This is a genomic window from Nitratidesulfovibrio sp. 1201_IL3209, from assembly GCF_036763125.1.
Taxonomy (GTDB): domain Bacteria; phylum Desulfobacterota; class Desulfovibrionia; order Desulfovibrionales; family Desulfovibrionaceae; genus Cupidesulfovibrio.
This window is the reverse complement of record NZ_JBAIYT010000015.1, coordinates 45,794-59,094: the sequence shown is the minus strand read 5'-3', so window position 1 is coordinate 59,094 and position 13,301 is coordinate 45,794. Positions and strand designations below refer to the sequence as shown.

Annotated in this window: 10 protein-coding genes; 1 reads left to right on the top strand and 9 read right to left on the bottom strand. The window is 64.5% G+C overall.

Annotated features, from left to right (window positions below):
* Positions 1–20: 20 nt before the first annotated feature.
* Positions 21–668, bottom strand: coding sequence for a lytic transglycosylase domain-containing protein (locus V6B97_RS08935; protein ID WP_333506153.1), 648 nt, complete (start codon positions 666–668; stop codon positions 21–23).
* Positions 669–751: 83 nt separating this feature from the next.
* Between V6B97_RS08935 and V6B97_RS08930 the strand changes: the two genes are divergently transcribed.
* Positions 752–1,411, top strand: coding sequence for a DUF4124 domain-containing protein (locus V6B97_RS08930; protein WP_333506152.1), 660 nt, complete (start codon positions 752–754; stop codon positions 1,409–1,411).
* Positions 1,412–1,651: 240 nt separating this feature from the next.
* Here V6B97_RS08930 and V6B97_RS08925 read toward each other — a convergent pair whose 3' ends face one another.
* From V6B97_RS08925 to pilQ, 8 genes are all read right to left on the bottom strand, one after another.
* On the bottom strand, positions 1,652–5,005 hold the full coding sequence (locus V6B97_RS08925) for a PulJ/GspJ family protein (protein WP_333506151.1): 3,354 nt from the start codon (positions 5,003–5,005) through the stop codon (positions 1,652–1,654).
* A gap of 13 nt (positions 5,006–5,018) precedes the next feature.
* The gene (locus V6B97_RS08920) at positions 5,019–5,417 is read right to left on the bottom strand and encodes a prepilin-type N-terminal cleavage/methylation domain-containing protein (RefSeq protein WP_333506150.1); all 399 of its coding nucleotides are present in this window, start codon (positions 5,415–5,417) and stop codon (positions 5,019–5,021) included.
* Positions 5,418–5,485: 68 nt separating this feature from the next.
* A complete protein-coding gene (locus V6B97_RS08915; RefSeq protein ID WP_333506149.1) occupies positions 5,486–6,103 on the bottom strand; it encodes a pilus assembly FimT family protein in 618 nt (205 codons plus the stop codon).
* A gap of 286 nt (positions 6,104–6,389) precedes the next feature.
* Entirely contained in the window at positions 6,390–7,670 is a 1,281-nt protein-coding gene (locus tag V6B97_RS08910) for a type IV pilus twitching motility protein PilT (protein WP_333506148.1), read from the bottom strand.
* A gap of 79 nt (positions 7,671–7,749) precedes the next feature.
* Positions 7,750–8,172, bottom strand: a complete 423-nt coding sequence (locus tag V6B97_RS08905; protein ID WP_333506147.1) for a type II secretion system protein — start codon at positions 8,170–8,172, stop codon at positions 7,750–7,752.
* A gap of 168 nt (positions 8,173–8,340) precedes the next feature.
* The gene (locus tag V6B97_RS08900) at positions 8,341–9,555 is read right to left on the bottom strand and encodes a type II secretion system F family protein (protein WP_333506146.1); all 1,215 of its coding nucleotides are present in this window, start codon (positions 9,553–9,555) and stop codon (positions 8,341–8,343) included.
* A gap of 315 nt (positions 9,556–9,870) precedes the next feature.
* A complete protein-coding gene (locus tag V6B97_RS08895; protein ID WP_333506145.1) occupies positions 9,871–11,577 on the bottom strand; it encodes a GspE/PulE family protein in 1,707 nt (568 codons plus the stop codon).
* 57 nt (positions 11,578–11,634) lie between these two features.
* Entirely contained in the window at positions 11,635–13,284 is a 1,650-nt protein-coding gene (pilQ, locus tag V6B97_RS08890; RefSeq protein WP_442935475.1) for a type IV pilus secretin PilQ, read from the bottom strand.
* Positions 13,285–13,301: the final 17 nt, after the last annotated feature.

The following is a 13,301-nucleotide window of genomic DNA, read 5'->3' as shown; positions in this document are numbered from 1 at the left end:
CGCCTTTCCATGCATCACGCCTACCGTGAAAGCCGCGCGTACGTATCCATCACCTTGGTCACGTACTGCTGCGTTTCCGGTATGGGCGGGATGCCGCCGTGCCTGGCCACCCGTTCCGGCCCGGCGTTGTACGCGGCCAGCGCCAGCGGCAGGTCGCCGAAGCGGTCCATGAGCGATTTCAGGTAGCGCACGCCGCCCTCCACGTTGGCGTCGGCGTCGAAGGGCGCGGAAACCCCAAGGTCGCGCTGGGTGCCGGGCATGATCTGCATCAGCCCCTGCGCCCCGGCGGGCGAGACGGCCGTGGGGTCGTAGTTCGATTCCACGGCGATCACCGCCTCCACCAGACGCGGGTCCACCCCGTGGCGCGCCCCGTGCTTGGCGGCCAGCCCCTTGATGCCCACCGGCCCCACGGCCTTCACCAGTTCCTGCACCCTGAACCGTCCGAACACCCGGTAGCGCGTGTCGCCCTTGGGCTTGTCGGTCAGGTGCACCACGCCGTCCTCGTCCACGTAGCGGTAGATGGTGACGATTTCCGCAGCGGGGGCGGAACGGACGAGGCCGCCGGAAACATCGAAGGGTGCGGCAAGGGCCAGCGTCAGCGCCGCGGCCAGCAGGGCCACACGGCCCCGCCCGCGCCATCTAATGGGCGTGGCCGATGCGGGCTCCATGGTGTATGGTGCCCCATGGGGGCCGGGTGCCGCGACGGGCATCGAACGAGACCTGAACGTAACGGGATGCATGGGAGGTACCGATGTTCTCACTGCGAAAGCCGGGTGCGCCGCTTGCGGCGTTGCTGGTGGCCGGGTTGCTGGTTGCGCCGGGTGTTGCCCTGGGCGGCAAGGTCTACATCTGGACCGACGAGAAGGGCGTGAAGCACATTTCCGACCAGCCCCCGGCGCAGGCCCCCGCCGACATGAAAAGCCTGAAGGCCACGCCCGGTCCGGGGCGGCCCGATCTGCCCGATTCGTCCGGCGCCACGGACGCCCCCGCCCCGCGCGTGGTGGACGGCGTGATGGTGGGGCCGGACGGCCAACCCGTGCTGGGTCCCGACGGTCAACCCGTGCATATTGGCCCGGACGGCCAGCCGGTGCAACCCGGCCAGCCGGGCATCGGCCCCGACGGCCAGATGCTGCCCGCCGTGCAGTCCGCGCCGGACCCCAAACAGGAAGAGCGCGAAGCCCTGCAACGCCGCCTTCAGGAACTGCAGAAGGAAAAGGAAGCCTACGACCTGGCCAACCGGCGCGCCCGCTCCGCCGGAGACGGCTACGCCAAGCAGCGTTCGCGCTATTACCAGAACGACGTGACGAACCGCATCAACGAGGTGGAAAGCCGCCTCAGGCTGCTGGATGGCGAGGGCGAACCGTCCGGCGGCGCGTCCGGTGACGCATCGGGCGATGACGGCGGCCAGTAACCCATCCGCCTCCGGGGGCGTCCGCGTTCCGCCGCCGCGCGCCTTCCTTCCGCTTTCCCGTTCCTTCCCTTGCCCGTCACGGTGACGCGCCCCCCGAACCGCAGGGGGGCGCGCTTGTTTCGGCGCTGACCGCGCGCACTCCTTGGTGCGCGGCCATGCCGCTCCTCTTTGCTGTGATGTTCCTGCCTTTCGTTCCCGCAGTTCCCGCCGCGTTCCGTCTCCGCATCGCGCCTGCCGTTCCTACTGCTGGATGGGCGGCAGGAAGCCCTGCCCGCCGCGAATGTCGATTTGCAGGCCGAAGTCGTCAAAGGCGATGGTGGTGCCCGTGGACCCCGCACTGACAAGGGCGATGCCCTCGATGACCGGGGGGCGTGCGTTCGGGTCGGTACTGGGGTCCGCGTCGGATGTCGTAAAGCCGTTCAGTTTCAGTATCGACCTGGTGTGGCCCTGCGTTGCGATGATTTCGTTCATGCCGTTTACGCCGCTGGCCACTCCCTCCCATTCCACAAGGGTGAAGTTGTCGTACTCGTTGCCGTTGGCGCCGGTCCACAGGGCGTAGTCATCCGGCGTCCATTTGGGGCTTTGGCCCGCTGCAAGGCGGGCGTTGGCCCTGCTGCCTTCATTGGCGGGTATATTGTCGCCGCCGGTTCTCGTGGCCCCGCCGTAATAGACGCGCAGGTAGGTGGCCTTGCCGCCGGGGGTTGCCGCGCTTTGCGCGACCTGGGTGTTGTTGACCACCAGGTTGCCGCTGCCCATGGTGCCTTCCACGTTGCTCAGCACCAGTGTTCCGGCTGCGCCGTTGTTCCATACGCCCGTCGACGGGTTCCACCCCTGGCTGGTGACGATGGGCGGGCCGATGACGCGGCCCCGGCCCACGGTCATGCTTTCGGCGTTCTTGGTTTCCACGAAGTCGCCGTAATTGAAGTCGGCCGTGGCGGACCCTCCCGCGCCGGTAAAGCCCAGGTCGCGGCCTTCGGTTATGCGCATCAGCAGGGTGGACCAGTTGCGCAACTTATACTTGTTGTTGCTATTCACTATGTTCGTTGCGTGCAGCCGTTTGTAGGCCAGCCAGCGGAACTGGCCGTTTTCGCGCTTCCACAGCACGATGGCGGGGTGGGAATACTGCGTTTCCCGCTCGATTTCTCCACCCAGCACCCGCGTGGATTTAGTGGTTTTGTACAGAGTATGACCGGATATCTCGCCGAACAGCGGGCCGAAGTCCGTGGGGCTGACGTATCCCGGTATCAGTTTGTTATCCACGGAGGTCGAAAGACTGTACCCGGACCATGCCGTCCAGTCTCCCCAGCAGATGATAGTGCAGGTCTGCCGTCGTTCCCTCTCGCGGTAGCTGCGCACGAAGGACAGGCCGATACCGTCGAGGTCGTCACCGTTTTGCGCGCCGCGCAATAGCATGCCGCCGAACAGTTCAAGCTCCTGGTCTTTCGGAGTCGAGTTGTTATTATCGGCTTGCTGTGCGTACACCTTTACCTGCGCGTCGTAGCTCAGGTTCTTGCCTGCATCCAGCCATGCCCGCGCCATGTTGATATTGGTCTTGGACCAGTCGAAGAATATGGTGCTCCACTGGTTGCTGCCCGTCAGCCAGGAGCCGATGGCCCGCACGATGGCGATGAGCCACGAAATGAAACCGCCTGACGGACGTTCCGCAGCCATCTTCATTTCCGTCACCTTCAGCGCCGTGCCGCCGTCGATGGTTTGGACGTTATGGCTGCCCAGTTGGCCTTTCCCCTCGCCGCCCGTGACCCACCTGTTGCTTGGATCGCCCGCGGTGTCGAAGCTGTCCACGAAGCGTTCCTTGTTGAACACCCCGCCGGAAATACCGCCAATGGGTACGTTGTAGGTCACAAGGCGTTCCGTGCCGTCGGGCGTGACTCCCGTGGAGTACAGGCGCAGAAAGCGCTCCAGCGTGACGTCCGACCCGGAGCGGACCACCAGCGGCCATTCCTCGTCCGCCTGCCCGTCGGCAAGGCGCACGTCTTGCAGCGATGTACCGTCGCGCTTGCGATATACGTAGGCAAGATTGCCGCTGTTGCCTTCTCCGCGCACGGTGAACATACCGTTGAATTCCGGAAAGTTGGCAAGCGCGTTGGAATTGCCTGACAGCGTGAGGGTGCCGCCCTTGCCGACAGAGGTATCCACTGTGGCTCGTGCGGAAAGAAAGATGTCGGTATCGTTCGTGATGCCCGAAAGGTTGGTGATGCCCGAAAAGGTGATGCTCGACCCGCTCCCGCTGTTGGACACGCTGCTGAAGGCCACGGTGGTGCTGCTTTGGCCTATGCGCAGCCTGCCCGCGTGGCTGACTGCGGGCCTGCGGACGCCATATATCTTTGCAGTGATGCTGTTGTTGGTACTGGATATCGTTTCGAACCAGTAGGGTTCCGCCTCAAGCCTGAAAGACCCGGCGCTGCCCAGCGAAAAGGGTTTGTCCGAAAAACGTTCCAGCAGTTCCTTGCGGGCGAGATCCTGTTCGGTGTCGCCTTCGCCTTCGTGCAGGTACATGCTGGCGGCGGCGTTGAAGCCCGCCTCGGCAAGGTAGTAGGCTTGGTCCCCCTGCGTGACGAAATACCCGCTTTGGGTGGATGATGTCATGAGGGCCACCACGCCGGCGGCCAGCGCCGCAAAGGTCACGATGGTGACAATTGTGCTGAGCAGTACCGCGCCACGTTGCGTGTACATGGCATCACCCTCCGGTCTTGTACGTAATGCGCGGGCAACGGCGGCCACAAGGGCCACGCACAATATGACTGACAGCGCAAGATGCGCCGGGGCATGCACCGCAAGGAGAGCCAGCGCGGCAACGGGGTGCAGCGCGGCCCGCAGCGCGGCCTGCGCGTGCGGGGCACCCTCCACAAGGCGGGCAAGATGCGGCCCCACGGCGTAGTAAGCCTGCACCATGGCCCTGCCGGGGGCGTGCGGCAGAAGCCGCTTGTCCCTGAATTCCCGCAGGGTCGTCACGACCGGGTGGTCGATGTCGCCGTAGGCGGCGGTGGCGATGAAGCAGAAGTCGTACTTGGCCAGCGAGGGAATTTCCGTGCTGGGCAGGTTGCCGCCCATGTTTTGGTTGTTGCGCGGCACGATGCGAGTGACGAACTGCCGCTCTACGCCGATGGGAGAGGTCAGGGTGAAGCTCACCTCCACGGCGGCCAGTTCGCGCGGGTCAACCCCGCTGGAAGGCGGCCATGTGGACGAGACGTTGTCTTCTCCCCGGAAGTAGCGCAGACCGAACGCGGCCACATTGTCGGCCAGAGTGTCCTGGTAGGTTCCGGAGCCGGAAGCGGGCGAGATGATGACGATTTCGCGGCTGGCGCTGTCGTATTCCACGGTGCGGTCGCCGGAAATGTTGCCGATCACTATCTTCTGCGCCGTGCTGCCGCTTTTGGCCTCGGTCAGTTCGGTTATCTCGCGGGCCATCCTGTCCTGGACAAGCTGTGCATGCTGGGCAAGCTCTGCCGCCGCCCGGGTTTCGACAAAGCTGCGCATCCCGGTGACAATGCCCGTGCCCGCCACCGCCGCGAAAATCCCCGTCAGCATAAGGACGACGATGACTTCTATCAGCGTAAAGCCGCGCATGTTCATGTGCCGCTCCTTCCTACTGTCCGAAAAGGCAGGTGACGCGCGAGCCTTCCACTTCGATGGTGAGTTTCAGGATGTTCGTGCCGCTGGTCTCGTTGTGGTTGGAATCGAACCCTATCAGCCGTTTTTCGACAATCCTGTAGGTGCCGTAGGCTGTGGTGTTGCTGCCCACGTTGCCGACCTTCGCGGAAAAGGTGTCCAGCGGGTCGCCGGTGCCATCGGGGTTGCTGAAGATGAACCGGAAGTCGGCCGTCATGGTTTCCACCACATCGATAAGGCGGGCCTGCCGTTCTGCCCGCAGCAGGCTTTCGGCGCTGCCGCGCAGCGAAGCGCCCGTCAGGGGCAGCATCATGACGCCCACGATGGCGGCAATGATGATGGTGACAATGATTTCGATAAGCGTGAAGCCCGTCATGCCGTTTGCCGTTCGGCGGGCGTGACGGGGCATGCCGCATGCGCGGCCGGTCGGTGCGGCGGGGCGCGTCATGGTATGAACCCCGTATTGCGGGTGATGGTAATGGTGTCCGACGCGTCGCGATAGCTGAGGGTCACGGACACGTTGGCGTTGAACCGTGCGGGAGGCGTTGCCGCGTTGCTGCACGGCGCGCCCCAGTGGTCGAAAAAGACCGTGCCCGTGGCCGAAAAGGCCGCGCCTTCCGGCAGGGTGATGACGCCGCCTGCCTCTCCGGGCAGGACCACGCGGTTGGCGATGTTGCCGTTGCGGAACACGGCGTAGGTGGAGGGCGAAATGACCTGCACCCCGAAGATTTCGTCACTGTTCATGGAGCGGGTGCGGGCGTAGCGGATGTTGCCGCGCACCGCCGATGAAATGGCCGCAAGTTCCGCAGGGGCTTGATTGAAAATGCGGTCCGCCGCCACGGCGGCCAGAATGCCGATGATCACCAGCACGGCCACCACTTCGATCATGGTGAAGCCGCGTTGCCCGGTCCCGTTGCGCAGGGTGCGCGCGGGGAGCGGGGTGCGCGGAACAGGGGAAGGAAGGGCGGCCGCACGGGGGGCGCGCCGGCCATCGGCAACGTCCGGTCCCGTGAGGCCGCCCTGGGGGGGCATGGATGCGTGATGCGTGGTGTGCGTCGTCATGTGCGTGCCTGCCGGGCGCGCGGCCCGGCCGTTGCGGCGGGCGAAGGCCCGCCCGTAAGGCGTGGGAAATTTCCTGTCATTCGTGCCCGTGGCGGCGCGCCCCCGCAACCGCCCCGGACGTTCCGTATGTTCCGCGTGCCTAGGGGCTGTTTCTAACTTAGGATTTTCGTTCGTTGGCAAGGAAAACGAGCCTGCCATGAGGGAGTATACTCTTATCGTATTCGACCGATATGGCAGGCGAAGTTTGACGATGCCAACGGGCGAAAAGACAAGTTAGAGACAGTCCCTAGCGCCCGGTGAACTCGCGCAGCACATCCTCCAGCCTGCCCTCGTCGGTCAGGGTGTAGACCGTCTCGCCGTGTTCGTCCGCCCTGACCGTGCCGGACGGCCCGAGGTCGTGCGGGGGAGCGTCCGGCCGGGGCGCATCCGGGTGGAGCGCCGCGCGGGCCAGATGCCGGGCCGATTCCGGGGTGTAGTGGGTGGTGCCGAGGCCATGGTCCACCAGGGGCGATTCGTGGTCCGGCAGGTGTTCCTCTTCCGGCGCGGGGCGGAACACGTTGGACGGGGCGGAAAAGCGCTGCGGCCGGTTCAGGTAGTCGTCGTAGTAGGCATCCATGGTGTACATGCCCTCGCCGCGCCCCATTTCCATGATGCTGTGCAACTGGGCGAACTTGCCCTCGCGCACCAGCATGCGCACCGGGTGTGTGCCGATGAGCATGGACAGCACCGGCACGCGGAACCGGGCCACCGGGTGCATGCGCAACTGCTGCACCACGATGGCGTGCAGGGTGGACGACAGTTGGTGTCGCACAAGTTCCTGCGCTTCCAAAGGAAAGGCGTTGCACAGCCGGTACAGGGCTTCCTCCGGCGTGGCCGAGTGCAGGGACGCGATGACCAGGTGGCCCGATTCGGCGGCGCTGAGGGCAAGGCGGATGGTTTCCGCCTCGCGCAGTTCGCCCACAAGGATCACGTCCGGGTCTTCACGCAGCACATCCAGCAGGCCGCGCTCGAAGGAAGGGAAATGCGCCCCCAGTTCCCGCTGCTCCACGAAGCCCTTCTTGGAGGCGAAGCGGTATTCGATGGGGTCTTCCAGGGTGATGATATGTGCCGGGCGGTTGCGGTTTATCTCGTCCAGCATGGCGGCCATGGTGGTGGTCTTGCCGCTGCCCGTGGCCCCGCACACCAGTATCAGCCCGGCCCGCAGGCGGGTGAATTCTTCCAGCGAGGGGTGCAGGTTCAGATGGGCCAGGGTGGGAATGCGCCCGGCCAGCAGCCGCACGGCCATGCTGAGGCCCCGCGTGGTGTTGAAGATGTTCACCCGCACCCGGATGCCCGCCACGCTATGCGCAAAGTCCACCGACCAGCGGCGGCGCAGTATGTCCGCCCGATGCGGGTTCAGCAGGTCGCGGGCTAGGTCGTCCACTTCCGGGGGCGAAAGCACGGTGTCGCGCAGCATGCCGATGTCGCCGTCCTTGCGATAGACCACCGGATGGCCGCCGGTGACGTGCACGTCGGACCAGCCGAGGGCCACGGCCTGGGAGATGATGCGGCTGAAGGTCTCGTTCATGGCGGACACCTGTGCGTTGGGGGAAAGGGCGGCGGCGCGGGTGCGCCGCCGCCGGGCAGTTTCAGGGCGGAGTTAAAGACTACGGGGTGGTCGTGGTGGTCGTGGTGCACTCGGGGGTGACGACTTCCCAATTCTTCTCAGAATCCGGGTGGTCGACCGTGGCGGTGTCGAAAGTAAGCGTAACCGCGATGATGTTCTTTTCCGGAGTTCCAAGTGTAGCAGACCAGCCATTCCCAAGATCGCCGCCCGCATTGGCAATTGCAGTAGTAACAGCTGCGGAGCATTGTGCACCCGTCAAGAGTTCTTGGGCAAAACGCGCATTCAGGCGAGACTGTACTTCAGCCACGGCGGCCGCTGCGGCGTTCTTCCGCGCGGAATCCTGCAGGTCGAAATACTTGGGCACGGCCACGGCGGCGAGAATGCCGAGGATGACCAGCACGGCCACGATTTCGATGAGGGTGAAGCCCTGTTCCTTCTTCCTGTCCTTTCTGTTCCGGGTCATGGGTGTTCCTCCTGATGCGTGGTGTTACGATGTCCTGAATTCCTGTTCTGGCTAGGGTTCCGGACCTTCCGTCCCCCCTCCCTATGTGGCGCCGGTGCGGGCGTGCGCCGTCCCCCCCTTCGGGTGTGCGCGCCGTACTCCGGCATGCATGGGCATGTCTGTGCTTTGTCAGCGTCTGACCATCTTGGTCAGGTCCCACATGGGCATGAAGATGGCGAGGGCGAAAAAGCCCACCACCGCCGCCAGCACCACGATGAGGATGGGGCCGATGGCCTCGGCCATGCCTGCCACGGCGTATTCCACTTCCTCGTCGTAGTGGCGGGCCACGTCCTTGAGCATCGCGTCGAGGCTGCCCGATTCCTCGCCGATGGCCACCATGTTGACGACCAGCGGGGTGAAGAACTTGGCGGATTTCAGCGGGTCGGCGATGCCCCGGCCTTCCTTCAGCTTGTCCTGTATCCTGCGGAATTCGCGGGCGATGGCCGCGTTGCCGATGGTGTTGGTCAAGACGTCCAGGGCATCCAGCACGGTGACGCCGCTGGACTGCATGATGGAGAAGATGGCCGCGAAGCGGGCCATGACCGACTTCTGCAACACCGGGCCGATGATGGGCACGCGCAGCAGCAGGCTGTCCCGGTAGTAGCGGCCCGGTTCCGTGCGCACCCACCATTTGTAGGCCATGATGAGCGCCACCAGCCCGGCCAGCAGCAGCGGCCAGTAGTTGTTGATGCCATGGTGCATGGCGATGGCGATCCTGGTGGGCAAGGGCAGGTCCAGTTTGGCTGCGGAGAAGATCATGACGAACTTGGGAATGACCATGTTCAGCAGCACGAAGAAGGCGATGACCAGCGCGCCGACGACCATCTTGGGGTAACGCATGGCCGATGCGATGTCGGAGCGTATCTTGTGCTCGTGCTCCAGCAGGTAGACGAGGCGTTCCATGACGTCGCCCAACGCGCCGCTGGCTTCCCCGGCGCGCATCATGGAGCAGTACAGTTCGCTGAACACGCGCGGGTGCGCCCGGAAGGCGTCGTACAGGGTACTGCCGCCCACGATGGCCTGGGCCATGTCCGCAGCCACGCGCTTCAGCCGCTTGCTCTCGGTCTGGTTCTGCAGCACCTGCAACAGTTGGGTGATGGGTATGCCCGCCTGGAACAAGGTGCGGAACTGCTTGGTGAACAGGATGAGTTCCTTGGGCTTCACCGGGTTCAGGATGTCGCCCAGCGCGCTAAACTCGAAGCTGGCCCCCTGCGCCTTGACCTTCATGGGCACGTAGCCGCGTGATAGCAGCAGGGCGCGCGCCGTCTCGGGCGAGTCGGCGTCGATGGTGCCTTGCATGTTCACGCCGTTGTCGTTCAGCGCGGTGTAGACGTAGGTGGGCATGTCGTGCCTGTCGTGGGTTACCTGTTAGCTGCGAAATATGCCGGTTTTCATTTAGTGCTTAGTGCTTACTGCGTGCATGCTGCGGGCGGAATCCGTCTTTTGTCGCCGGGCTGTGTTGGCTTGGAATTTTTGATGCTCACGTACATAAGTACGCTCCGCTCAAAAATTCCAATCCGCCTTGCCCGGCGAGCAAAACTCGTAATTCCTTGCATCATCCCCGCCAGCCACCCGCGACGGAAGCCGTCGCGGGGTATAAGGAAGAAAGGCAGCGTCATCAGAACAAAGGCGAAAAGCTGAAAGACAACGAAAACCCTGCTACAACATCACCGAAGTTGCGGCCTCTTCCACCGTCGTCGTGCCTCGCAAAATCTTCAGCGCCGCGTCCTGCTTCAGGGTGCGCATGAGGTCGGTGCTGGTGGCCGCCTCGGCAATGACCTGCGTGGAACTGCGCTTTATCACCAGTTCCTGGATCATCTGGGTCATGGGCAGGATTTCGAATACCCCGGTGCGGCCCCGGTACCCGGTGTGGGCGCAGTGGTGGCAGCCGCGTCCCTTCAGGTACGTGGCCCCCGGCGTGTCCGGCGCAAGGCCGAAGGCGGCCAGGGCGGCAGGCAGCGGGTCGTACGGTTCCGCGCAGTTGGTGCACACCCGGCGCACCAGCCGCTGCGCGAACGAGACCAGCAGCACCGAAGACACCAGAAACGGCTCTATGCCCATGTCGATGAGCCGCGTCACCGCGCCCGCAGCGTCGTTGGTGTGCAGGGTGGACAGCACCAGGTGCCCGGTAAGGGCGGCCTGCACGGCAATGGCGGCGGTTTCCGCGTCGCGAATTTCGCCCACCATCACCACGTCCGGGTCCTGCCGCAGGATAGAGCGCAGGCCGCTGGCGAAAGTCATGCCCGCCTTGCGGTTCAACTGCACCTGCCGGATGCCCCGGATGCGGTATTCCACCGGGTCTTCCAGGGTGATGATGTTGATGTCCGGCCGGTTGATGCTTTTCAGGATGGCGTACAGGCTGGTGGACTTGCCGCTGCCCGTGGGGCCGGTGGACAGGATCATGCCGTAGGGCTTGTGGATGGCCCCTTCGATGGTCTGGTGGTCGCCCGACTGCATGCCCAGCATGTCCAGCGTGTAGTCGCGCCCGCTCATGTCCAGCAGGCGCAGCACCATGTTTTCGCCGTAGATGGTGGGAATGCTGGACACGCGCACGTTGATCTCGCGGTTGTCCAGATGCATGGTGAAGCGGCCGTCCTGCGGTACGCGGGTGACGGCGATGTCCATGTTGCCCAGGATCTTGATGCGCGAGACCACGGCGGGCGCCACGCTGCGCGGCGGGGCCGGGGCCTCGCGCAGCTTGCCGTCTATGCGGAAGCGCACCTGCACGCTGTCCTTTTCCGGGCTGATGTGCACGTCGCTGGCGCCTTCGCGCACGGCCTGCGCCAGAATGGAGTTGACCAGCCGGATGACGGGAGCCAGGTCGGCCTGGTTGGTCAGTTCGTCCACGGCCACGTCGCGCTCGGCCGCGTCGCTCTGGCTGGTGGCGGCCGTGTGCAACTCGCCCAGGCTTTCGATGACGCCGTCGAGGTTGGTGAACATGCCGTAGATGGCGCTGAACAGCTGGTTGTACTCCTGCTCCGTGCAGATGAGCGGTTCCACCTCGCTGTTGGTGGCGAATTCCAGCGTGTCCAGGGCGTCGATGTCCAGCGGGTCCACCATGGCCACCACCAGCACGTGGCCGTGCTGTTGCAGGGGCACCGCGTTGCACTTCTGGGCCACGTCCAGCGGCAGGCGCTCGGCCATGTTCAGGCTGAGCGGGTGCTGCTGGGGGCTGTACCGGTCTATCTTCAACTGGCGGCTGATCAGTTCCACCACGTCGGATTCGCGGCACAGGTTGGTCTTGGTCAGGTACTGGCCAAGGCGCAGCCCGCTCTTCTTGTGTTCGCGCAGGGCGGCCTTGAGCTGCTCGTCGGTGAGCAGCCCGGCCTGCACCAGCAGTTCGCCCAATCGTACACGCTGACGCACGGCGTTCCTACCTTGCTTCGGGGTGATGGTGTGGCGTCATGGTTCGCGTTCCTGCGGCTACTGGCGGGGCAGCACCGGTTCGTCGACCACGGGCGGCTGGCCGGGCTGCACGGTGATGTGCTGCGTGGCCTGCTGTTCCGCCATTTCGCGGTAGGGCAGCACCGTGGGGGTGATGAAGATCAGCACTTCCTCCAGCTTGTTGCCCTTGGCGTCGCGCCCGAACAGCCAGCCCAGCCCTTCCACGTCGTGCAGGCCGGGCACGCCAGAGCGGGTGGTGCTCTTGCGGTCCTTGGTCAGGCCGGAAATGACGATGGTCTCGCCGTCCTGCACGATGAGGGTGGTTTCCGTCTGCTTCTTGATGATGAAGGGGTTGCCTTCCACCGTGCGGGTAAGGTCCACCTCGTCCTTCTTCACCAGCACCTTCAGCTTCAGGTTCTTGTCGTCGATGACGTGGGGGGTGATTTCCAGGCGCAGCACCGCGTCCTCGAACTTCACCTCGCGGTCGCCCTGGGCGTTGGTGGAGACGTAGGGCACCTTCTCGCCGTTTTCGGTGAAGGCCATCTGGTTATCCAGGGTGGAGATGGACGGCGACGAAAGGATGTTGACCCTGTTGTTTTCCTGCAAGGCGGAAAGCTGCATTTCCAGCATGTTGCCGCCGATGGTGCCGAACAGCAGCCCCAGCGAGCCCGCGCCCGACTTGCCCGTGGTGTCGATGGGGAAATTAATGCCGCTGCCCTGGCTGCTGAGACCCGGAGAACCGAAGAACGGCGTGTACCCGCCCGCCTGCGGGTTGGTGGGCGTGCCGGTGCCTGTGCCGCCGGGTGTGATCCACAGGTTGTTGCTGCCCGCCATGTTGCCCACGCGGTTTACGCCGCCCCACTGGATGCCCAGGTCGCGCGCGGTTTCCTTGGTGGCTTCCACGATGTGCGCCCGCAACTGGATCTGCGCGCGGGGCTTGTCGAGGTTGGCCACCAGGGTCATCAGCTTCTTCTGGTCGTCTTCCACGGCCTGGATGATCAGCGAGTTGGTGAAGGTGTCCACCACCACCGAGCCCACGGGCTTGTTCTGGTCATCCTTGGACAGGAAGCCTTCCAGGTTCTTCTTCAGCTCCGCCGCTTCCGCGTAGCGCACGTCGAGCACGGTGGTGATCAGCGGGCCCACCTTGCGGCCCTTCAGCTTCTGGGCCATGCGCTGGTTTTCCAGCGTGGTGCGTTCCAGTTCGGCCTTCTTGTCGGCCAGGGTCATGACCTTGATCAGTTCGCCCTGCCATGCGTAGTCTAGGCCGTTGCTGTCCAGCATGCCCTTGAACACGTCGGCCCAGGGTACCCGGTTGACGTTGATGTTGACCGAGCCCTTCACGCCGGGGCTGAGGATGATGTTCTTTCCGGCAGCGGCGGCCAGGCTGCGTAGGCCCACGCCCACGTCCACGTTGTGGAGTTTGAGCGTTACCGGCACGGTGGGCAGCGGGCGGGACTGCTGGTCCTGCTCTTCCGCCACCTTGTCTTGCTTCAGCACGGCGCGGGGCTGGATTACCCGCGTCTCGCGCGAGGGCGAGAACCCAGTGGAATTGGTGGCCATGGTCTTCCACTTGTCGAAGAACGGGTCGGGCTCTTCCTTGCGCTTGGCGCAACCGAGGGTGCCGACGATGAATGCCGCCGCAAGCAGGACGACGAGGGCCAGGGGAACGTGTCTTCTCATGGAGCGCATCAAGATTCTCCCGTACT